The organism is Acuticoccus sp. I52.16.1 (assembly GCF_022865125.1).
Lineage (GTDB): Bacteria > Pseudomonadota > Alphaproteobacteria > Rhizobiales > Amorphaceae > Acuticoccus.
This window is the reverse complement of sequence record NZ_CP094828.1, coordinates 967,338-988,560: the sequence shown is the minus strand read 5'-3', so window position 1 is coordinate 988,560 and position 21,223 is coordinate 967,338. Positions and strand designations below refer to the sequence as shown.

24 protein-coding genes are annotated in these 21,223 nt (G+C 69.1%); 13 read left to right on the top strand and 11 right to left on the bottom strand.

From position 1 onward, the window contains the following. Positions 1-65: 65 nt before the first annotated feature. The 6 genes from MRB58_RS04445 to MRB58_RS04420 all read right to left on the bottom strand — a co-directional run bounded on the left by MRB58_RS04445 (position 66) and on the right by MRB58_RS04420 (position 4,699). Positions 66-815 carry an ABC transporter ATP-binding protein gene (locus MRB58_RS04445; protein ID WP_244780511.1) on the bottom strand — a complete coding sequence of 250 codons (750 nt, stop codon included), beginning with the start codon at positions 813-815 and terminating at the stop codon, positions 66-68. A gap of 1 nt (position 816) precedes the next feature. Next, the gene (locus MRB58_RS04440; RefSeq protein WP_371747278.1) at positions 817-1,554 is read right to left on the bottom strand and encodes an ABC transporter permease; all 738 of its coding nucleotides are present in this window, start codon (positions 1,552-1,554) and stop codon (positions 817-819) included. A 118-nt stretch (positions 1,555-1,672) separates the two neighbouring features. Beyond that, positions 1,673-2,680 (bottom strand): ABC transporter substrate-binding protein, encoded by a 1,008-nt coding sequence (locus tag MRB58_RS04435; RefSeq protein WP_244780510.1) that lies wholly within the window; start codon positions 2,678-2,680, stop codon positions 1,673-1,675. Positions 2,681-2,769: 89 nt separating this feature from the next. Further along, complete coding sequence (locus MRB58_RS04430) at positions 2,770-3,612, bottom strand: ABC transporter permease (RefSeq protein ID WP_371747277.1); 843 nt, start codon at positions 3,610-3,612, stop codon at positions 2,770-2,772. A 92-nt stretch (positions 3,613-3,704) separates the two neighbouring features. Continuing rightward, the gene (locus MRB58_RS04425) at positions 3,705-4,469 is read right to left on the bottom strand and encodes an ABC transporter ATP-binding protein (protein WP_371747276.1); all 765 of its coding nucleotides are present in this window, start codon (positions 4,467-4,469) and stop codon (positions 3,705-3,707) included. Between the two features lie 17 nt (positions 4,470-4,486). Then, entirely contained in the window at positions 4,487-4,699 is a 213-nt protein-coding gene (locus MRB58_RS04420) for a hypothetical protein (RefSeq protein WP_244780506.1), read from the bottom strand. 566 nt (positions 4,700-5,265) lie between these two features. On the opposite strand from MRB58_RS04420, the gene MRB58_RS04415 reads away from it, so the two are divergent. From MRB58_RS04415 to MRB58_RS04400, 4 genes are all read left to right on the top strand, one after another. Continuing rightward, positions 5,266-6,483 carry an ABC transporter substrate-binding protein gene (locus MRB58_RS04415; RefSeq protein WP_244780505.1) on the top strand — a complete coding sequence of 406 codons (1,218 nt, stop codon included), beginning with the start codon at positions 5,266-5,268 and terminating at the stop codon, positions 6,481-6,483. A gap of 109 nt (positions 6,484-6,592) precedes the next feature. Then, entirely contained in the window at positions 6,593-7,564 is a 972-nt protein-coding gene (locus MRB58_RS04410) for a YVTN family beta-propeller repeat protein (RefSeq protein ID WP_244780504.1), read from the top strand. Positions 7,565-7,593: 29 nt separating this feature from the next. Continuing rightward, a complete protein-coding gene (locus MRB58_RS04405; RefSeq protein WP_244780503.1) occupies positions 7,594-8,022 on the top strand; it encodes a hypothetical protein in 429 nt (142 codons plus the stop codon). A 5-nt stretch (positions 8,023-8,027) separates the two neighbouring features. Beyond that, on the top strand, positions 8,028-8,645 hold the full coding sequence (locus MRB58_RS04400; RefSeq protein ID WP_244780502.1) for a hypothetical protein: 618 nt from the start codon (positions 8,028-8,030) through the stop codon (positions 8,643-8,645). Between the two features lie 39 nt (positions 8,646-8,684). Here the strand turns inward: MRB58_RS04400 and MRB58_RS04395 are convergent, their stop codons facing one another. The 4 genes from MRB58_RS04395 to MRB58_RS04380 all read right to left on the bottom strand — a co-directional run bounded on the left by MRB58_RS04395 (position 8,685) and on the right by MRB58_RS04380 (position 12,664). Then, the gene (locus tag MRB58_RS04395) at positions 8,685-9,266 is read right to left on the bottom strand and encodes a PQQ-dependent catabolism-associated CXXCW motif protein (RefSeq protein ID WP_371747275.1); all 582 of its coding nucleotides are present in this window, start codon (positions 9,264-9,266) and stop codon (positions 8,685-8,687) included. 59 nt (positions 9,267-9,325) lie between these two features. Next, complete coding sequence (locus MRB58_RS04390) at positions 9,326-10,204, bottom strand: substrate-binding domain-containing protein (RefSeq protein ID WP_244780500.1); 879 nt, start codon at positions 10,202-10,204, stop codon at positions 9,326-9,328. Next, a complete protein-coding gene (locus MRB58_RS04385; RefSeq protein ID WP_305853220.1) occupies positions 10,185-10,697 on the bottom strand; it encodes a c-type cytochrome, methanol metabolism-related in 513 nt (170 codons plus the stop codon). The genes MRB58_RS04390 and MRB58_RS04385 overlap by 20 nt, the downstream gene beginning before the upstream one ends. 125 nt (positions 10,698-10,822) lie before the next feature. Continuing rightward, a complete protein-coding gene (locus MRB58_RS04380; RefSeq protein WP_244780499.1) occupies positions 10,823-12,664 on the bottom strand; it encodes a methanol/ethanol family PQQ-dependent dehydrogenase in 1,842 nt (613 codons plus the stop codon). 341 nt (positions 12,665-13,005) lie between these two features. Here MRB58_RS04380 and MRB58_RS04375 point away from each other — a divergent pair, with 341 nt between their 5' ends. The 3 genes from MRB58_RS04375 to MRB58_RS04365 are packed head-to-tail and all read left to right on the top strand — an operon-like array spanning position 13,006 to position 15,605. Beyond that, positions 13,006-13,749, top strand: coding sequence for a pentapeptide repeat-containing protein (locus tag MRB58_RS04375; RefSeq protein WP_244780498.1), 744 nt, complete (start codon positions 13,006-13,008; stop codon positions 13,747-13,749). Further along, the gene (locus MRB58_RS04370; protein WP_244780497.1) at positions 13,746-14,729 is read left to right on the top strand and encodes a quinoprotein relay system zinc metallohydrolase 2; all 984 of its coding nucleotides are present in this window, start codon (positions 13,746-13,748) and stop codon (positions 14,727-14,729) included. The genes MRB58_RS04375 and MRB58_RS04370 overlap by 4 nt, the downstream gene beginning before the upstream one ends. Before the next feature lie 54 nt (positions 14,730-14,783). After that, entirely contained in the window at positions 14,784-15,605 is an 822-nt protein-coding gene (locus MRB58_RS04365) for a quinoprotein dehydrogenase-associated SoxYZ-like carrier (protein ID WP_244780496.1), read from the top strand. Positions 15,606-15,621: 16 nt separating this feature from the next. Here MRB58_RS04365 and MRB58_RS04360 read toward each other — a convergent pair whose 3' ends face one another. Further along, positions 15,622-15,990 (bottom strand): hypothetical protein, encoded by a 369-nt coding sequence (locus MRB58_RS04360; RefSeq protein ID WP_244780495.1) that lies wholly within the window; start codon positions 15,988-15,990, stop codon positions 15,622-15,624. Between the two features lie 108 nt (positions 15,991-16,098). On the opposite strand from MRB58_RS04360, the gene MRB58_RS04355 reads away from it, so the two are divergent. The 6 genes from MRB58_RS04355 (at position 16,099) to ilvC (ending at position 21,120) form a co-directional block, all read left to right on the top strand. Next, positions 16,099-17,211 carry an S-(hydroxymethyl)glutathione dehydrogenase/class III alcohol dehydrogenase gene (locus tag MRB58_RS04355; protein WP_244780494.1) on the top strand — a complete coding sequence of 371 codons (1,113 nt, stop codon included), beginning with the start codon at positions 16,099-16,101 and terminating at the stop codon, positions 17,209-17,211. Next, entirely contained in the window at positions 17,211-17,618 is a 408-nt protein-coding gene (locus MRB58_RS04350; protein ID WP_244780493.1) for a hypothetical protein, read from the top strand. The genes MRB58_RS04355 and MRB58_RS04350 overlap by 1 nt, the downstream gene beginning before the upstream one ends. Further along, complete coding sequence (fghA, locus tag MRB58_RS04345; protein ID WP_244780492.1) at positions 17,615-18,454, top strand: S-formylglutathione hydrolase; 840 nt, start codon at positions 17,615-17,617, stop codon at positions 18,452-18,454. The genes MRB58_RS04350 and fghA overlap by 4 nt, the downstream gene beginning before the upstream one ends. A gap of 163 nt (positions 18,455-18,617) precedes the next feature. Beyond that, positions 18,618-18,998 (top strand): cytochrome c family protein, encoded by a 381-nt coding sequence (locus MRB58_RS04340; RefSeq protein ID WP_244780491.1) that lies wholly within the window; start codon positions 18,618-18,620, stop codon positions 18,996-18,998. Between the two features lie 379 nt (positions 18,999-19,377). Then, positions 19,378-19,956: a hypothetical protein gene (locus MRB58_RS04335; protein ID WP_244780490.1), complete on the top strand. Its 579-nt coding sequence runs from the start codon at positions 19,378-19,380 to the stop codon at positions 19,954-19,956. A 144-nt stretch (positions 19,957-20,100) separates the two neighbouring features. Then, positions 20,101-21,120 (top strand): ketol-acid reductoisomerase, encoded by a 1,020-nt coding sequence (gene ilvC, locus MRB58_RS04330; protein ID WP_244780489.1) that lies wholly within the window; start codon positions 20,101-20,103, stop codon positions 21,118-21,120. The last annotated feature ends 103 nt before the right edge of the window (positions 21,121-21,223 follow it).

The window sequence follows — 21,223 nt, the reverse complement described above, 5'->3', positions numbered from 1 at the left end:
CGATGCTGGCGTATGGGCCGTGGTGTTGATCATAGGCCTCGAACGGTAAAGCCTGACGGCCAAAGTTAGAGCGCGACTATGGTCGGATGCCGCCGCGAGAGGGCCTCGGCAAATTCCGTCACCGCGGCCGGATCTCGTTGGTCCCTCGGCAGCGGCACGTCAATGGCGGCGACGACCTGCGCCGGGCGCGCGCTCATCAGGACGATCCGGTCGGCGAGCTGAACCGCCTCGCGCACGTTGTGCGTCACCATCAGGACGGTGACGCGCTCTCGCTGCCACAAGGCGAGGAGCAGCGCACGAAGGTGCTGCGCACTCGCCTCGTCGAGCGACACGAAGGGTTCGTCCAGATAGAGGACGTCCGGCCGCACGGCGAAGGCGCGGGCGAGGGCCGCCCGTCGCGCCTGCCCCAGCGACAGTTCCGCCGGGAAACGGGCCTCCAACCCCGCGAGGCCGACGTCCGCCAGCGCCTCGGCGACGCGGGCCGCCTTGTCCGCCCCGTCCGGCAGCGCGAGGGCGACATTGTCGGCCACCGTGCGCCAGGGGAGGAGGCGGGGCTCCTGGAAGGCGACGGCGATGCGCGCCTCGGCGAGCGCCGGGTCGACCGTGCCGGTGTAGGCGGTGTCGAGCCCGGTGAGGATGCGCAGCGTCGTCGTCTTACCGCAGCCGGAGGGGCCGATCAGCGCGGTGAAGGTGTTGCGCGGCAGGGTGAACGACACGTGGTCGAGCACGGCGACCTCGGCCCCGTCCGCACCGCGGTGGGACTTGCCGGCGATGTCGACCGCGAAGGGCGGTGCGGGGGCACTCGTCGCCTGCATCTCAGGCCGGCCTCGGGCGCCAGCGGTTGGCCCGCGCCTCCAGCGGCTGCACCAGCGCGAACTCCACCACCAGCATGATCGCGACGAAGGCCAGCGTGTAGCCGAGGATGGCGCGCACGTCGAACATCTGGAAATAAAGGTGGATCTGGAAGCCGACGCCGTTGGAGCGGCCGAGCAGCTCGACCACGAGGACGATCTTCCAGATCAGCGCCAGTCCCGAGCGTGCGGCGGCGGCGACGTAGGGCTGGAGCTGCGGCAACGTGACGTTGCGCAGCGTCTTGGCGCGAGAGAAGCGGTAGATCCTGGCCATCTCCATCAACTGCGGATCCGTCGCCCGCGCGCCTTCGCGGATGGTGACCGTGACGTTGGGGATCTTGTTGATCGCCACCGCCAGGATGGCCGCCGATTCGGTGAGGCCGATCCAGATATAAGCCAGCACGATGACGATCAGCGCCGGCGCATTGAGGAGCAGGATCAGCCACGGCTCGCCGATGGTGTTGGCGAGAGGCGAACGGCCCATTACGAGCCCCGCCGCCAGGCCGATGGCCATGGCGATGACGAACGCCGCGGCCACGCGCGCCAGCGTGATGCCGAGCTGCGTCGGCAGCTCGCCCGAGGCCGTCTCGGCGACGATGAACTGGAACACCGCGACCGGGCCCGGACACAGGCGCGGCCCCATCCACCACGTCCCCATCAGCCATACCGCGAAGAAGGCCGCGACCGACAGGGCGGAGGCGATCGCCCGGCCGCCCAGCCATGCCCGGCGCGCCGGCCGGACGGTAATCGCGGCACGGGGGCGGCCGGTGGAGACGGGCCCGCTCGCCGCCGGCGTGGTGTCGGTGGTATCGGTCATCGGCTCAGTCGGCGGCGGCGAGGCCGGACCAGAAGGTCCCCGGCGCCATCGTGCGTGCCGGACCCACCAGCGCCTCCCCGCCGACCTTCGCGAGGTAGGCGTAGACGGCGGCGGTGTCGGCCTCTTCCTGGGCCGGCGGGCTCGTCGGGACGCCCTCGCGCCAGCGCTTCACCAATTGCGCGAAGACCGCGTCGTTCTCGGCGTTCATCGCTTCGCGCAACGGCTCCCACGCGGCGTCGTCCTTTGCCAGCAACGCCTTGGCGGCGTGCGAGGCGGCGACGAATCCGGCTGCGACGCGCGGGTTGGCGTCCGCCCACTCCTCGTCGAAGATGTAGCCGATGGCCGAGAGCTCGCCGCGCGCACCCAGCGCCTCCGCGGCGTCCTGGGCGGAGACGATCTCGCAGTAACCCTCCGTCTCCAGCCGCGCGTTGTAGTGCCAGTAGTTGAGCGCGGCATCGAGCTCGCCCTGCCGCAGCTTCTCGGCCAGCAGCGGCGGCGCGCCGAAGACCTGGCGCGTCTCGCCGGCGATATCGAGGCCGAGTTCGCCCTCGGCCATGCCGCGGATCATCAGCCAGCTCTTGTCGAGCGGGCCGCCGGCGACGCCGATGGTCTTGCCGGCGAGGTCGGCCAGTCCTTCGTAGCCCGCGTCGCACCGGGCCACCACCCCGCCCATGGAGGTGGAGTAAGGCACGAAGGTCATCGCCGCCCCCATCGCCCGCTGGCGCGAGGCGAAGAGCCAGTCCCCCGTCGACACGTGGACATCGCCCGACAGCAGCGCGACCTGAGTGGCGTTGCCGCCGGCGAAGGGGACGATCTCGAGGTGGAAGCCGTTCGCGGTGTCGAGGCCTTCGCGCACGATGGTGTCGGCCTCCCAGTTGACGGTGCCGAACTTGAGCAGCGCGAGCCGCACGGTGGGCAGTTCGTCCGCGCCGGCGGGGCCGGACGGCAGCCACGAGCCGAGCACGGCGAGCGTGCCGGCCAGGGCGATCAGCGATCGGCCGAAGCGTGTCATGTCTCACTCCCCGAGCGCGGGTGGCGCTCATTGATGGACGCGTTGGAGCGTCTCTTCGTCGCCGCGGCGGCGGGCCGGCGGCCGTTCGTTCAGTCCGACGGGCGGCCCCGCACGCGCAAGCCCTTGGACGGGTCGTACCCCCGCAGCCCCAGGACGAGAAACACCACGAGGACCGCCGCCACGATACCCGTCGCCATCCAGTCGGCCTGGGCGTAGAGCGCGAAGCGGATCATCTCGACGGCGTGGGTGAACGGGTTCGCCGAGGAGATCTGCCACAGGATCACGCTCGACTCCTTCATGCGCCACAGCGGGTAGAGCGCCGAGGACAGGAAGAAGCTCGGAAAGATGACGAAGTTCATCACCCCGGCGAAGTTTTCAAGCTGGCTGATGGTCGACGACAGGAACATCCCGATCGCCCCCAGCATCATGCCCGACAGCACCAGCGCCGGGAAGACGGCGATATAGCCCTCCCACGGCAGCACGATGCCGAACGCGGCGGCGACGGCGAGGAAGGCATAGACCTGGACGATGGAGACGATGACGCCGGCCATCAGCTTGGCCGACAGCAGGAACGCGCGCGGCAGCGGTGTCGTCATCAGCACGCGCATCGACCCCATCTCGCGGTCGTAGACCATCGACAGCGAGGATTGCATGCCGTTGAAGAGCTGGATCATGCCGATCAGGCCGGGGACGATGTAGACGTCGTAGGTGATGTAGGTCTGATAAGGCGGCTGGATGGCGATGCCGAGGACCGCGCGGAACCCCGCGGCGAAGACGATGAGCCACACCAGCGGCCGCACCAGGGCGGCGATGAAGCGCCCCCGCTGTTGCACGAAGCGCAGAAGCTCGCGCGTGGCGATGCCGAGGCCGGCGCGCAGGTAGGCGCGTGCGCCGAGCGGCGGCGTCGGCGGGCGCGGGCCGACCGGCGCCACGCTGTCCGGCGCGGGCGTGCCGGCGGGGCCGGGCGCGGGCGTGCCGGCGGAGGAGGGCGCGGGGGGCGCGGCTGTGAGGGGGCCGGAGGGGCTCATGCGCGGCCCGCCGGTTCGAGCGCGGCACCCGGCGACGGCGCGCGGGTGGACGGGACGCCGGTCAGCCGGGTGAACGCCTCGGCAAGGTCCGCCGCACCGGTCCGGGCGACGATGTCGCGGCCGGTGCCGGTCGCCAGCACCGCGCCCTCGCCCAGCACGACGAGGTCGTCGTCCGGCCACACCTCGTCGATCAGGTGGGTCGACCACAGGACGGCCAGCCCGCGCTCGTGCGCCAGGGCGTGGACATGCCGGCAGATCCGCGACCGCGCCTCGACGTCGAGGCCGACGGTCGGCTCGTCGAGCAGGAGGACGCTGGGCTCGTGCAGCAGGGCCCGCGCCAGCTCCACGCGGCGTCGGTGGCCGCCGTTGAGGGCGCGCACACTCTCGCGCGCCCGGTCCGCCATCTCGAGGCGCGTCAACTCGGCGGCGATGCGCGCCTTCGCCTCGCGCCGGCCGATGCCGCGCAGGGCGGCGAAGTAGGCGAGGTTCTGCCGCACGCTCAGGTCGAGGTCGAGCGTCGGTTGCTGGAACACCAGGCCGAGCGGTGCAAGCGCGGCCGCGCCGGCGCCGATGTCGACCCCCTCGATCCGGATCGTGCCGGATTGCAGCGCGATCAGCCGCGTCAGGAGACCGAACAGCGTCGTCTTGCCGGCTCCGTTGGGTCCGAGCAGGGCAGTGAACCGCCCCGGCTCGATGGTGAAGGAAACGCCCTTCAGCGCCGCCTTGCGTCCGTAGGCGTGATGAACCTCATCCACCGTCAGCGCAGGCTGGGCGGGTGTCAGGCGTCCTGCTCGTCCACGTTCGGATAGCTGCACTTCCAGCTCATGATCTTATACTGCGGATGCTCCCCGGCCCATTGGGCGAGGTAGGGCATGGCCCGCATTGTGCAGGACGTGGGCGTCGTATTCTCCAGGAACGAAATCCGCTCCTCGGTGCAAGCCGAGGGATTCGCATTGAGGCAGACGGCGACCACGAGTTGAATGATCGGCATGTTGGTTTCCCTTTGCACTAAAGTCTCGGTTGACGCGTCCTCCAGTGCAAAGGGAATGCCCGTTTTGGCTTACCCGAGTATTTTGGGTTGCAGCCGAATGCGGGTCTGCCATGCAAGATCGTGTCGCACTGTCGCTTTTGGGCCATCCCGAACGTTTTCGACCATCTCATTCCTCCCCACGTCGACGATCTAGCTGTTTTGTGTACGAGGCGCGTCGATTGCTGCCGGCGCAACCGCCCGACGGGCCGACCAAAGTCGCGCCACCCGGCGCCGGCCGGCGCGGCAGGGGGTCGCAGCCCGACGGGACGGGTGCCCGTCTCGCCGTCACCTTCGGGCGGCGCCGTAAGCATCGCGCCGGTCCCGATGAGCGCCCGGCGCGGTGTTTTTTGGTGTCACGCCATCCTCCCGGGCGGTATTTTCGTCGTTCAGGACTAAAACGTCACCCCGCGACTGTACCTATACTATGGTCGCACCGTAAAACTGTTGACTTAAAGTCTAATTTTTCGTCGGCTCGACCGAACCGCATACGCGGAACAAAAACAAGTTCGTAACTTAGGGTGGAAAAATTGAGACGCCGTTGGAGCCGGGCGATCGCGGGCGTCAGCCTCGCCGCAGCCGGGTGGCTGGGCCTGTCGCTCGCCGCGCCCTGGGACGCCGCCGCGGCCGACGCCGAGCGGATCGCGATCGGCTATATCTACCCCCAGGAGCGCCGGCTCACGCTGTCCATCATGGACCGGCCGACGGACGACTTCGGCCTCGCCGGCGCCGAACTCGCCATCGCCGACAACAACACCACCGGCCGCTTCACCGGGCAGGACTATCGCCTCCTGCCGACCCCCGTCGACAACGAGGAAGACGCCTTCGCCGCGATCGACGCCTTTGCCGCCGCGGGCGCCGTCGCCGCCGTGGTCGACATGCCGGCCGATGCGCTGCTTGCTTTGGCCGAAGCGGCCGCGGAGCATGGCCTTCTCGTCTTCAACGTCGGCGCGCGCGACGACCGCCTGCGCACCGAGACCTGCCCCGCCAACGTCGTCCACATCGTGCCCAGCCGCGCGATGCTGGCCGATGCGCTGGCCCAATATCTCGCCTGGAAGAAGTGGACGCGCTGGTTCCTCGTCACCGGCTCGCACCCCGAGGACGCGGCGTTCGCGGCCGCGGTGAAGCGCGCCGCCGCACGCTTCGGCGCCAGGATCGTCGAGGAGCGCACCTTCGAGGATACAGGCGGCGCCCGCACGACCGATTCCGGCCACGTCCAGGTGCAGCAACGCATGCCCGTCTTCCTGCAGGACGCGCGCGAGCACGACGTCGTCGTCGTGGCGGACGAGAGCGAGGTGTTCGGCACCTACGTTCCCTATCACACCTGGGAGCCGCGCCCCGTGGTCGGCACCGCCGGCCTGGTGCCGACGGCATGGAGCCCGGCGCACGAGCAATGGGCCGGCGTCCAGGTGCAGAACCGCTTCCGCGACGCCTACCGGCGCCGCATGCAGGTGGAGGACATGCTCGCCTGGATGGCGGTGCGGGCCGTGGGCGAGGCGGCGACGCGCGCCGCCAGCGCCGAGCCCGCCGCCATCCGCGACTACATCCTCGGCCCCGACTTCGAACTCGCCGCCTTCAAGGGCGAGGCGCTGTCGATCCGTGATTGGAACCGTCAGCTGCGCCAGCCGATCCTGCTCGCGAGCGACAAGTCGGTGGTCTCGGTCTCGCCGCAGGAGGGCTTCCTGCATCCGACCTCGTTCCTCGACACCCTCGGCTACGACCGCGCGGAGAGCCGCTGCGGGTCCTGACCTTCGCCGCCGGACCGCTCCTTCACGAGGAGGGGCCGGCGGCGCCACACCGGCCGGAGCGGCGCACCAGATGCCGCGGGCCTCATCACGCTTCGACAGGGAGGAGCGCATGCGCACGCTATTGAGCGGGCTCGCGATCGTGGCCTTGATGGCCTCGGTCGGCGAGGCCGCCGCCTACAAGATCTTCGTCTCCAACGAGAAGGGGAACACCGTCTCCGTCATCGACTCGGAGACCATGGCGGTGACCGACACCATCGACGTCGGCCAGCGCCCCCGCGGCATCACGCTCGCCGAGAACGGCAAGCACCTTCTGGTGGCCGTCGGCGACGACGACACCGTCGAGGTCTACGACACGGACACCTTCGAGCGTGTCCATACGCTGCCGTCCGGCCCCGACCCCGAGCTCTTCGTGCTCCATCCGGACGGCGTCCACCTCTACATCGCCAACGAGGACGACAACCTCGTCACCGTGGTGGACCTGAAGAGCCGCTCCATGGTGAGCGAGATCCCGGTCGGCGTGGAGCCGGAGGGGATGGGCGTCTCGCCCGACGGCAAGTTCATCGTCAACACGTCCGAGACGACGAACATGGCCCACTTCATCGACACCGAGACGCACGAGATCACCGACAACGTGCTCGTCGACCAGCGCCCCCGCTTCGCCGAGTTCAAGAAGGACGGCTCGGAGGTCTGGGTCTCGTCCGAAATCGGCGGCACGGTGAGCGTGATCGATACCGACACACGCAAGGTGACGCACAAGATCACCTTCGAGATCCCGGGCCTGCGCCCGGAGGCGATCCAACCCGTCGGGATCCGCATTTCCGACGACATGACCGTCGCGTTCGTGGCGCTCGGCCCGGCCAATCGCGTCGCGGTCATCGACCCGGCGACCTACGAGGTGCTCGATTATCTCCTGGTCGGCCAGCGGGTCTGGCAGCTCGGCTTCTCGCCGGACCAGGATTTCATCTTTTCCACCAACGGCGTTTCCAACGACGTGTCCGTGATCGACGTCGCGAAGCGCGAAGTCGTCGACAATGTCCAGGTGGGGCAGTTCCCCTGGGGCGTCGTGGCACGGCCCGAATAATTTGGCCTGACAGAAGAAGGAAAACACCCATGAAGGCACTTCGATTGACCGCTGCGCTCGGCCTCGCCGCCGCTCTCGCCGCCGGGCCCGCATTCGGTCAGGCCGGTCTCCTCACCGGCGGGGCGGAGGAGCTGCCGCCGATCAAACTCTCCTCCGGCCAGCCACTTGCGGAAAAGCCGTACGAGCTGAAGGCGGGCAAGTTCTACGAGCTCACCATCGAGGCCGACGGCTCGGCCGAGCTCGCCATCTCCGGTGCGGAGTTCTTCCGCAACGTGTGGATCAACGAGATCGTCATCAACGACATCGAGATCCGCCCGCTCGGCATCGACTCCTTCGAGTTCGACGACGAGGGCGAGTTGGAGATGGACTTCATCCCGATCCGCCCCGGCCGCTTCGTGTTGCGCATCCCCGGCACCACCGGCGAGTCGCAGCAGGCGATCTTCAACGTGACGGACTGACCGCCATGCGCCGTGTCCTCGTCCTCGCCCTGTCCCTCGCCACCGCGTGCGCCGCCGTCCCGGTGTCGGCGGCCGATGGCGGGGATACCGATTGGCCCTGCGTGCAGCGCAAAGTGCCGGCCCTGACGCCGGCCGCGGTGTGGACCGGCCCGTCGCTCGACGCGGCGGGCGCGGACTGGCGCGACGACCCGGAGGTGGCGGACATGGTCCGCCGCCTCTCGCAGCGCCGGTCTGCGCTGGAGGAGGCCGAGGCGGAGATCGACACCTTCGCCGCGGGGCTGGAGCCGGACGAGAGCCGGCGCCTGATCCTCCTTTTCGCCGGCCTCTTCGAGACCATGAACGCAGAGCGGGGCGAGATCATCGAGGGCATCGAGCGTTATGCCCGCCGCCAGCGGCAGGTGGCGCAGCAGGTGCGCACGATGGCCAGCGAGTTCGGCGCGCTGCGGCGCGACCCGGCCGCCGACCCCGACGCCGTCGCTCGGGCGCAGACCCAGCTCGAGTGGCAGACGCGCATCTTCAACGAGCGCCGCGCCTCGCTGCCCTACGTGTGCGAGGTGCCGCGCTTCGTCGAGCAGCGTCTCTTCGCCCTCGGCCGTGCCATCGCCGGCGCGATGCCCGACTGACGGGGCCGGCGCGCGCGGCATCGCCGTGACGCCGGGCGGCTAAGGCGCCAGTTCGTAAGGGTGGCGGGGCTCCAGGGGGAGGCCGGCGGCGGCCCATCCGTCGGTGCCCTGGGGATACCAGCGCACATTGTCGTAGCCTGCGGCGAGAGCGCGCTTGGCCGCGTTCCACGACATCCAGCATTCAGCCAGGCAGTAGAAGACGAGCGGTGCCGAAGGGTCGCCGCCGGTGATCTGCGCCAAGGCCGCCGCGAAGTAGGCTTCCATGTCGGATGAGAGGCGGTCGTAGCCGGTGTTGGCGAGCCAGACGCTGCCGGGGATGTCCGCGCGCGGCTGCGGTCGCCAGAGCGTGCCCTCGGGGAGTTTGTCCGGCCGCCTGGGGGTGGGCAGCGTGTCGACGAAGGTGGCCGCCTTGCGCTGCCAGAGGGCGCGGGCGGCGTCGGTCGTCAGCACCTCGGCGCCGCTCAGGGTGGACGGCACCGGCGCACGGTAGGGCGGGCCGCGGTAGCCGGCCGGCTCGGCGACGGCGCCGGGCGGGGACGGCGATGCGGCCGGCTCGGCGGCGGCAGGTGTGGGGCCGAGGCCGGCCGCGACCACCGCGGCCGCGACGAGGGCGGCGGCCATGAGCAGCACCGCGACGAGGACGGCCGCCAAGTTGGCGGCCGCCGCGTTCCGGCGCAGCGTCAATCCGCACTCCCGGTGATCGGCTGGTCGTGCTCGTCGAGCAGCGGGACGCCAAAATCGAGGAGGATGGCGTTGATCTCGTCCTGGTTCTCACGGATGACCCGGTTGAGAGTGCGCTTCCACTCCTGGTCCGAGGGGCGCACACCCATCGTGATGCGGTAGGTCATGCGCGGCCCCCCGTCCTCGTGGACGAGCGGGATCACCACGTGCGGCGGGTCGGCCTGTTCGGCGTACCAGCCGGCCATCGGCCCCCAGGCCAGCGCCCCGTCGATCTCGCCGGCTTCCATGTCGGCGAACATGTCCTCGATCGGATGGTCGATCCGGGTGTCCACCATGAGCTGGTAGGGACGGGCCTTGCCGATGAGACCGTTGCGCGCCAGCGTGGTGGCGGGCGGCGTCCCGGCGACGACGCCGAGCCGTGCGTCCGCGAGGCGGGGATCGGAGAGGCTGGTGACGTCGGCGAGCGGGGAGGACTGCGGCACCACCAGCGCGTAGGCGGTACGGAAGTAGGGGTTGGTGCTCTGCACCAGCTCGTTGCCCTGGGCGAACCCCATGATGACGTCGCACTGGAAGGCGCGCAGCGTGTTGCGCACGAAGCCGACCCCCTGGGGGAAGTAGGCGTAGGTGACGCCCTCCCGGCCCAGCTTGGCGGCGATCAGCTCGGCGAGCTTGTTCTCGTAGCCTTCGCCGGCCTCGTTGGAGAGGGGGAGGTTGCTGGGGTCGGCGCACACGCGCAGCACCGTCTGGTCGACGAGCTCGAGGTCGGCCCCGAAGCCCGTCTGCTGGGCGGCCGCGCCGCCCACCGCGAGGGTCAGCGCCGCGGCGAGGGCGCCCGTCAGCGCGCGCCGCGGGCTGCGGTCAGCCGCCCATGCAGGCATTCTCAGCCTCGACGAACGCATCGGTCTTCGCCTCCTTCTTGGCCGGACGGCCGCGCGGCAGGCCCCCCTGGGCGCGCGCCCGGAGGTAGGTGTAGATGTCGTCCAGGTAGCACATGACGTTGGGGTTGGTGCCGAACGCCGGCATGACCTGGTTGGCCTGCCCGGTGCCGACATCCTGCTTGCCGTTCACGACCACCTCGTAGAACTGGTAATAGTCGATGTTGGCGGCGCTTTCGACGAGCGCGGGTGCGTAGCTCGACCCCATCCCGTCCGGCCCGTGGCACACGTGGCACTCCGCGTGGTAGCGGCGGAAGCCGGAGTAGGTGGGCCAGTCGACCGTGCCGTCTTCGGCGATCGTGTAGGTGGGAACACCGTCGGCGTCGTAGTTGCGGCCGTCGACATTCTCTACGGAGGCGGGGTCGCCGGGGCCAACGGCGAACGCAGCCGTCGATACAGCGATGAGGGCGGCCCCGATCAGTACGCGTCTTATCATAGGTTGCACCTTTTAAGCGCTATGTGCGTGGCAAACGGGGCGGCCGCTCGTGGAGGGCCGCCCCGTCTGATGCGTCGTGGTTGGATGGCGCGAGGGGCGCGGCCGGCGCGGAGCCGGCCGGCCAGTTACTTCGTCGCGCTGTCGGGCAGGGCGAACACCGTCAGCTGGCCGCCGAGGTCGGTGTACTGCTTCAGGCCCGCATAGCCGCCCACGGCACCGAGGCCCGCGTTGGGGTCGGTGAGGCCGGCCGCCAGACCGATGCCGGCCCAGCCGCCGATGCCCGAGAGCACCGCCACGTACTGCTTGCCCTCATGCTCGTAGGTCATCACGTTGCCGATGATGCCCGACGGGGTGCGGAAGCGGTACAGCTCGTCGCCGGTCTCGATGTCGACCGCCTTCAGGTAGCCTTCGAGCGTGCCGTAGAAGACCACGTCGCCGGCCGTCGCCAAAGCGCCCGACCACACCGAGAACTGCTCGGGGATCGACCACACGATCTCGCCCTTCGTCGCGTCCCAGGCGATGAAGTTGCCCATGCCGCCGTGGCTGTTGGGCGCGGGATACATGGACAACGTCGCGCCGACATAGGGCTGGCCCGCGGTGTAGGAGACGCGGAACGGCTCGTAGTCCATGCAGACGTGGTTGGTCGGGATGTAGAATAGACCCGTCTTCGGCGAGTAGGCCGAGGGCTGCTGGTCCTTGGTTCCGAGCGCGGCCGGGCAGATGCCGGTGGTGTTGACGTCTTCGCCGTTCTGCTCGGTCGAATAGTCGGAGACGACTTGCGGGCGACCGTACTGGTCGCTGTTCTTGTCCATCTCGACGTGGGTGGCCCAGTTCACCGCCGGGTCGAACTTCTCGGCGACGAGGAGTTCACCGGTCTCGCGGTTCATCGTGTAGGTGAAGCCGTTGCGGTCGGGGTGGACGAGAGCGGGGACGGTCTGACCGTCGAACTCGAGGTCGGCGAGCATCATCTCGTTGACGCCGTCGAAGTCCCACTCGTCGTGCGGGGTCATCTGGTAGACCCACTTGGCCATGCCGTCGTCCGGATCGCGGGCGAAGATGGTCATCGACCAGCGGTTGTCACCGGGGCGCTGGGCGGGGTTCCAGGTGGAGGGGTTGCCGGTGCCGTAATAGACGAGGTCGAGCTTGGGATCGTAGGAGTACCAGCCCCAGGTGGTGCCGCCGCCGATCTTCCACTGGTCGCCTTCCCAGGTGGCGGTGCCGGAGTCCTTGCCCACCGGCTTGCCGAGGTGGGTCGTGTTCTCCGGGTCCATCAGGGTCTGATCGTCGGGACCGGTGGAGAAGGCGCGCCAGGCCTGGCTGCCATCGGCGAGGCTGTAGGCCGTGACGTGGCCCTGGACGCCGTATTCGCCGCCGGAGATGCCGGTGATGACCTTGTCCTTGACGACCATCGGCGCCATCGTCGCCGTCTCGCCCTTGGTCGGGTCGCCGTTCTGGACCTCCCAGACGACCGAGCCGTCCTCGGCATTCAGGGCGACGAGGGTGGTGTCGGCCTGCTGGAGAAGGACGAGGGCAGGGGTGTCACCGTTGGCCGGGGCGTAGGACACGCCGCGATACACCGTGTCGCAGCACATCACGCCGATGACGTTGGGGTCCTGCTTGGGCTCGTACTTCCACTTGATCGTGCCGTCCTTGGACAGGTCCAGGGCGAACACGTTGTTGGGGAACGGGGTGGCGAAGTACATCATGTTGCCGATGACGAGCGGCGAGCCTTCGTGGCCGCGCAGCACGCCGGTCGACATGGTCCAGGCGACCTGGAGCTGGCCGACATTGTCCTTGGTGATCTGGTCGAGCTCGGAATATCGCCAGTTGGCGTAGTTTCCGGTCGGCATCACCCAGTCGGCGGCGTTGCCTTCCATTTCGGTCAGCTTGTCGTTGGCGACGGCCACCGTTGCGGCGAGGCCGAGGGCCAGCGCGCTGCAAGCCGAAGTCAAGATCAATCGCTTCATCAGCACCTCCCTAGCGTTTTTTCCCACGAGTGAGACCCCGCGGTTCGATGCGGTATCCCATCATGATCTCGCCAGAGATTGCAATGCCATTCGAAGTCTGAACAACGTTCCAGCGCATACGACCAAAGTCCCGCTGCTAAAGGATTGGTCCGCAAATACTTCACTTGCGCTATAACTTCGCCGCATGTGACCACAGGCGACTTGCGATGTCGACCGGCAGAGGCCGATGGTCTGTTCTTCTCACCGCCGCGCGACCGTCGCCGGGGTGTTCTATTGCGACTAAAGGCGGGGCTTGCCAAAGGCGCGCGGGAGGGCTAGCCGCGGTCGCGCTGTGCGTCCTCATGGCGTCCGTGGCGCCTCTGCGCGCGCAATCCCCCCTCGCGCACGTCGACCTCGAGTCCGAGGCGATGACCGTTCCGGCGATGACGCGCGAGGCCGTCGTCGCGGCGGCGGCGCACGGGCCGGCCGAACTGACCAAGGCGCGCCTCGCCACGCTCGATCTCGGCGGCCTCGCCTTGCCGGGCGCGCGGCTGCGGGCGGCCTACCTCAACCGCGCCGTGCTCTCCGGGGCCGACCTCTCGGGCGCGATCCTCGATCAGGCATGGTTGATGGAGGCCGACCTCACCGGCTCCGACCTGACGGGCGCCAGCCTCCGCTCGTCGCAGATGCAGAAGGCCGCCCTGGTGCGGGCGAACCTCAGCGGCGCGCGCATCACCGCCGACCTGTCAGGCGCGGACCTGACAGAGGCGAACCTGAGGGGCGCGGTGCTGGGAGCGGACATGAAGAACCAGTCGATGGGGTTGGTGCGGGCGGTCCTGCGCTCGGCGCGACTCGACGCGGCCGACCTCAGCGGCGCCGACCTCAACCGCGTCGACTTCGCCTTCGCCTCGCTGAAGGGAGCGGACCTGAGCGGGGCGGACCTCACCCGAGCCGATCTTTCCGGTGCGGACCTCACCGGCGCGACCCTCACCGGCGCCCGCCTCGCCGGTGCGGCGCTCGCCTCGGCCCGCCTGGTGGACGTGATCGGCGAGGCGGAGGCCGACTGGACCGGCGCCACCGGTCTTGGCCGGGTGCGGCGCAAATGAGGCTGGCCCCGGCCGCCTTCGCCCTGGGGCTGCTGGCCGTGACGGTGCTCGCCCAGGCGCACCAGGAGGTCCTCGCCCAGCCGCCGCGGGCGGTCGGGGAGGCGGCCGGCGACGCGCTGACGACCGTCGAGATCGCCCCCGGCGTCTACGTCCACGAAGGGGCTGAGGCGCTCGCCGCACCGGACAACCGGGGCGACATCGCCAATCTCGGCTTCGTCGTCGGCGCCGAGGGCGTGGCGGTCATCGACACCGGCGGCAGCGTCGCCATCGGGCGGGCGCTGCTGGCCGCGATACGCGAGGTGACGGCGCTGCCGGTCCTCGCCGTGATCAACACCCACATGCATCCCGACCACACCTTCGGCAATGCCGCCTTTCGCGGTGCCGGGCCGCAGGGGGCGGACCCGGCCTTCTTCGCCCACGCCAAGCTGGGCCGCGCGCTGGCGGTGCGCGCCGGGCACTACCGCGCGAGCACCTCGCTGGCGATGGGCGACGCCGGCGCCGGGCCGGAGGAGATCGTGCTGCCGGACCGCGACGTCGCCGAAGGCGGCGAGATCGACCTCGGCGGGCGCGTGCTGCGGCTCACCGCCTGGCCCACCGCCCACACCGACAACGACCTCACCGTGCTCGATCTCGCCACCGGGACGCTGTTTGCCGGCGACCTCGTCTTCGTGCATCATCTACCTGTGGTGGATGGCAGCATCGCCGGCTGGCTGGCCGTTCACCCGCGTCTGGCAGAGCTTTCCGCCACGCGGGTGGTTCCGGGCCACGGGCCGGCGGCGGTTCCGTGGCCGGCCGCGCTCGCCCCGCAGCGGCGCTATCTGGAGGGGGTCGCCGCCGAGGTGCGCCGCGCCATCGCGGAGGGGACGCCGCTCGCGCGTGCGGTGGCCGATGCGCCGGAGCCGGCCGCCGGCTGGGTGCTGGTCGACGCGTTCCACCGCCGCAACGTCACCGCCGCCTATGCCGAGCTGGAGTGGGAATAGGCGACCAACGACCCCGTCACGCAGCGGGCGCATCAAGAGAGAATGGAGGCTCGCATGTCGATGTTCATCCGGCGCAACCTGATGGCGGCCGCGTTCGCCGCGGGGATGACCGCCGCCACCCCGGCCGCGCAGGCTCAGAGCGACGGCACCGCCTGGGCCGACATTCGCGCCAGCCTGTTTGGCGACGCGGCGCTGGTGGAGGACGGCCTCGTCGCCATCGAGGCGCCGTACCGTGCCGAGGATGCCGCCATCGTCCCGGTGACGATCCGCACCGCGCTCTCCGAGGACGACCCGCGCACGGTCGCCCGGCTGACCCTGGTGATCGACGAAAATCCCGCCCCCGTCGCCGCCACCTTCATCCTCGGTCCCGCGGCGGGCGTCACCGCCATCGCCACCCGTGTGCGCGTCAACGCCTACACGCCGGTCCACGTCGTGGCCGAGCTGTCGGACGGATCGCTCCACATGGCGGAGACGTTCGTGAAGGCGTCCGGCGGCTGCGCCGCGCCGATGGCGAAGGACGCAGAGCTGGCGCTCGCCAACCTCGGCAAGATGAAGATGCGCTGGTTCGGCGGCGACGCGGCCGGCGCCGCCGACGATCCGGGCCATGCCACGGCGCAGCTGATGATCCGCCACCCCAACAATTCCGGGCTGCAGATGGACCAGCTCACCCGCTTCTACATCCCCGCCCACTTCGTCTCGAACGTGACGATCCGGCAGGGGGAGGCGCTGGTGCTGCAAATGGAAGGCGGCATCTCGATCTCCGAGGACCCCAACTTCCGCATCGAGTTCCGCTCGAGCGGCGCCCCCCTCACCGTCGAGGCGAGCGACACCGAGGGCAACGAATTCGGCCAGACCTTCCCGGTCGAGGGGTCCTGAGCGGCCGGCGCGGCGCTCAGAAGCAGCGCAACTCCGCCTCGACCTGGGCACGGCGCAAGTCCTGCACCGCCGCCTTCGACTCCTCGCTGGTGCGGAAGATCACGCCGCGCTCGCCGGAGATCTGGCCGAGGCTGAGGTAGGTCTCGGCCTCTTCGTAACGGGTATAGGGGATCAGCGTCGAGATCACGTCGATCGAGCAGGAGCACTGCTCGAGCACCTTGCGCGTCTCCTCGTTGGCCTTCATGCAGCCGAGCACATAGTCGGCGACGACCACAGTCGGATAATCTTCGCCGCGGCGCACCGCGTCGTCCGCCAGGGCCGGCAGGGTCAGCGCCACGGACGCCGCAAGCCACGCGATCGACCCGACTTTTCCTCGCTTCGACATTACGACTTTCCTCCACCTTGCGCTCGACCGCACGCCTTTGCCCTAGTTGGCGCCGTTGTCCAGCCATCAGTCGGACTGCGCAACACAGACAAAGGGACGGGGGAAACCATGCAAACGCGTGCAGCCGTAGCCTTCGCGGCCGGCAAGCCGCTCGAGGTGACGACGGTCGAGCTGGAAGGCCCGAAGGCGGGCGAAGTCCTCGTCGAGATCAAGGCCACCGGCATCTGCCACACCGATGAGTTCACGCGCTCGGGTGACGACCCGGAGGGCATCTTCCCGGCCATCCTGGGTCACGAAGGCGCCGGCGTCGTCGTCGACGTCGGCCCCGACGTGAAGTCGTTGAAGAAGGGCGACCACGTGATCCCGCTCTACACGGCCGAGTGCCGCGAGTGCGAGTACTGCCTCAACCCGAAGACCAACCTGTGCCAGAAGGTGCGCGCCACCCAGGGCCAGGGCCTCATGCCGGACGGCACCAGCCGCTTCCGCATCGGCAACGACACGATCTACCACTACATGGGCTGCTCCACCTTCTCCAACTACACGGTGCTGCCCGAGATCAGCCTCGCCAAGGTCCGCGAGGACGCCCCGTTCGACAAGATCTGCTACATCGGCTGCGGCGTGACGACGGGCGTCGGCGCGGTGGTAAACACGGCCAAGGTCGAGCCGGGCTCCAACGTTGCCGTGTTCGGCCTCGGCGGCATCGGCCTCAACGTCATTCAGGGCGCGCGGATGGTCGGCGCGGACAAGATCATCGGCGTCGACCTCAACCCCTCCAAGGTGGAACTCGCCAAGAAGTTCGGCATGACGCACTTCGTCAATCCGGACGAGGTCGGGCGCGACAAGGTCGTCCAGGCGATCGTCGACATCACCAACGGCGGCGTCGACTATTCGTTCGAGTGCATCGGCAACGTCCACGTGATGCGTCAGGCGCTGGAGTGCTGCCACAAGGGGTGGGGCGAATCGATCATCATCGGCGTCGCCGGCGCCGGCCAGGAGATCGCCACCCGCCCCTTCCAGCTCGTCACCGGCCGCGTGTGGCGCGGGACGGCCTTCGGCGGCGCGCGCGGACGGACCGACGTGCCGCGGATCGTCGACTGGTACATGGACGGCAAGATCAACATCGACGACCTGATCACCCACACCATGCCGCTGGACGAGATCAACAAGGGCTTCGACCTCATGCACGAGGGCAAGTCGATCCGCGCCGTGGTCGTCTACTGATGGCGGCATTGACCCGTATGGCCGCGGTGGTGGCGCTCGGCGTCACGCTCTTCGGCCTCGGCGCGCTCGGCGGGGCGCTCCTGGGGCGCGCGCTCGCCGCCACGCCCGAGCCGCTCGCCTTCACCGTCGATGCCGACTCCTACGTCGTGCCGGACGGAGACATCGTCAGCGTCGAGCAGAAGGAGGGGCTCACCTTCTGCCTCGCCCCGGGCGCGGAGAAGGCGCTGTCGGCCTTCACCGCCAGCCACACCGGTGAGACGGTGGCGATCTCCATCGGCGAGACCAACGTCACCCACCTGAAGATCGTCACCCCGTACGACGGTGGCTGCATCAACTGGCCGCTGCACCCGAAGGTCGCCGAGAACTACCGCCGCATGCTGCTGGGCGAAGAGGCGAGCGCGCAATGACGATGGACATCGTCTCGCGTTTCGCCGCGCACGGCGGCCAGCAGCTCGTCGCCAAGCACACCTCGCGCGCCACCGGCACGGAGATGACCTTCGCCGTCTACCTGCCGCCGCAGGCGGAAGCCGGGCCGCGGCCGGTGCTGTGGTACCTATCCGGGCTCACGTGCACCCATGCCAACGTCATGGAGAAGGGCGAGTATCGCAAGGCGGCGGCCGAGGCGGGCATCATCGTCGTGTGCCCCGATACCAGCCCCCGCGGCGAGGGCGTGGCCGATGACGAGGCCTACGATCTCGGCCAGGGCGCGGGCTTCTACGTCGACGCGACGCAGCCGCCCTTCTCGCCGCACTTCAAGATGCGCACCTATATCGAGGAGGAGCTGCCGGAGGTGGTGGCTGCGAACGTCCCCGCCGACCTGGGGCGGCAGGGGATCTTCGGTCATTCGATGGGAGGACATGGCGCGTTGACGATCGCGCTGCGCCATCCCGAGCGGTTCGCCTCGGTCTCCGCCTTCGCGCCCATCGTGGCCCCGGCGCAGGTGCCCTGGGGGCAGAAGGCTTTCCCCGCCTATCTTGGGGGCGACACCTCCCGATGGCGCCGGCACGACGCCGTGGCGCTGATCGAGGACGGGGCGCGCGTGAAGGACATCCTCGTCGACCAGGGCGAGGCGGACAATTTCCTCGCCGATCAGCTCAAGCCGGAGCTGCTGGCGAAAGCCTGCGCCGACGCCGGCATCGACCTCACCCTGCGGATGCGGCCGGGCTACGATCACTCCTACTACTTCATCTCCACCTTCATGCCCGACCACATCGCCTGGCACGCCGAGCGCCTGGGCGTCTGACGGGCGCGATGACGGATGCCGGGCGTGCCGGGATCGCGGGCGGTCGCGCCGGCCTGGCGCGTCCCGATTTCGCGACAATCACGACCATCGGATGCGTGCCGGCCGTATCGCGCCGGACCGCGGCTGCTCTAAAACAATAACTCGTCTAGTTTGGAGGAACGCAATGACAAAGCTCGTGCTGGCGGTGGCCGCCGCCGTCACCCTCGCCACCGCCGCGCCGGCGCTGGCCCAGGACCCGGCCGCCGGTGAGAAGGTCTTCCGGATGTGCATGGCCTGCCACGCGGTCGGCGAGGGCGCTCAGAACAAGATCGGCCCGCAGCTCAACGGGGTCATCGGCCGGCAGCCGGGGACGCTGGAAGGGTTCAAGTATTCACCGGGCATGGTCGAGTTCGGCGAAGGCAAAGTGTGGGACGAGGCGTTGCTCGATTCGTTCCTGGAATCGCCGCGCAAGTCCGTGAAGGGCACGAAGATGGCCTTCGGCGGCCTGCGCCGCGAGGAACAGCGGGCCGACATCATCGCCTATCTCGCCACCTTCTCCGAGTAGCGCGCCGCGCCCCGCCCGCCGGGGCGCCCCACCGCCCGCCCCACCGGCGTCTCGCGCCGGGGCGAGGCCGGGCCGCGCCCTCCGGCCGCCGAAACCGCAGAGAATGCGCGGCGTCCTGCGGGGCGCGGGCGCTTCTGACGGGCGTGCCGCGCCGCCGGCCCGGCCCGCGCTGCGGAGGGGGCGGTGGAGAACGGAATTGGAACAGATGATCGCCCGACGGGCCGTGGCGATCACCTGCGATCTACTCGAACCTCAGCGGAAGTACGGTAAAAATCGACTAGGCGAACATGCTTTAGGAGTCGTCAACACTTTCGCTCCATTGTGTGCCGCGTCGGAGGGCAACGAACGTCCTCGCCCACTCCAGTGGAGGTGGACAACAATGTGGTTTCTAGCTGAGTTTCTGGAGCGCTATACCCGCAATATCGCGCGCTCCGTCATGCGAGTTGCTGCGGCCGAGATGGAAGCCAACCAGAGAGCGATCTCCGGGATCGGTCTGGCGCGCGACCGCAACGCGATGATCCTGCCCGAGCGGTCGGCCAACGTGCCGGCCCATGCGGTCTCCGAGCGCCGCGCCGCCCCGGCCGCCGCCCCCGTCGCCGCCGAGGTCGGGCCGCTGTCCGAGAAGCCGGTCCCCGTGCGGGCGCCGGCCACCAAGACGCTGATCACCATGGAGACGATGCCGGTGGGCGTGCGGGGCGATCTCGTCATGCGCTACATCGAGCAGTTTTCCGAGGCTTCGTCCGCGGAGGCCGGCGAGCTGATCGACCGGCTCGGCAAGGACAAGAAGATCCGCATCGCCGAACTGCAGCTCATCGTCGCCGACGTGTTGGGCGAGCCGGTCACGCGCCGCACAAAGACCGAGCACTGCGACGCGCTCGCGGCCTGTCTCGCGCCGCACATGCTCTCCGAAGCGAGCTCGCAGGCGATGGCGGGCCAGCCCGAGCTGCGCGCCAACTGAGCCCGCCGCTGACCTTCCGGTCGGCAATTCGGGGCGATCTTCTATGCAGTGCGCCTAAGCCATTCACAATCCCGTTGCAAACCGTCTATGACGGTCCGCGACGGGAGGTGATGCTCCCAACAATTCCAACTTCAGGGAGCAACTATGCGCGTCTACTACGACCGCGACGCCGACATCAGCCTGATCAAGGGCAAGAAGATCGCCGTCGTCGGCTATGGCAGCCAGGGCCATGCCCACACCCTCAACCTGCGCGATTCGGGCTGCCCGGACATTGTCGTGGCGCTGCGCCCCGGCTCCGCCTCCGCCAAGAAGGCCGAAGGCGAGGGCATCAAGGTCATGACGGTGGAAGAGGCCGCTCAGTGGGCCGACGTCGTCATGATGCTGACGCCGGACGAGCTGCAGGCCGACATCTACAACGACCAGCTCGCCGCCAACATGAAAGAGGGCGCCGCGCTCCTCTTCGCGCACGGCCTCAACGTGCACTTCAACCTCATCGAGCCGCGCAAGGACCTCGACGTCCTGATGGTGGCGCCCAAGGGCCCGGGCCACACGGTGCGCTCCGAGTACCAGCGCGGCGGCGGCGTGCCGACGCTCATCGCCATCGCGCAGGACGCCACCGGCAACGCGCACGACCTCGGCCTCGCCTACGCCTCGGCGATCGGTGGCGGCCGTGCCGGCGTCATCGAGACGACCTTCAAGGAAGAGTGCGAGACGGATCTCTTCGGCGAGCAGGTCGTCCTGTGCGGCGGTCTGGTCGAGCTGATCCGCGCCGGCTTCGAGACGCTGGTCGAGGCGGGCTATGCCCCCGAGATGGCCTACTTCGAGTGCCTGCACGAGGTGAAGCTCATCGTCGACCTCATCTACGAGGGCGGCATCGCCAACATGAACTACTCGATCTCCAACACCGCCGAGTACGGTGAGTACGTCACCGGCCCGCGCATCATCACCGACGAGACCAAGGCGGAGATGAAGAAGGTGCTGACGGACATCCAGTCCGGCACGTTCACGCGCAACTGGATGCTGGAGAACAAGGTCAACCAGACCTCGTTCAAGGCGACCCGCGCGAAGAACAACGCCCACCAGATCGAAGAGGTCGGCGAGGGTCTGCGCGCGATGATGCCGTGGATCAAGGAAAAGGCGCTGGTCGACAAGTCGAAGAACTAAGCGCCCGCGCTGTTCACGACCGACACGATGGGCCGCCCTCCGGGGCGGCCTTTTCTATATCCACTATTCCTGAACTTTGATCTTAAATGCTGTCGCGTGTCAG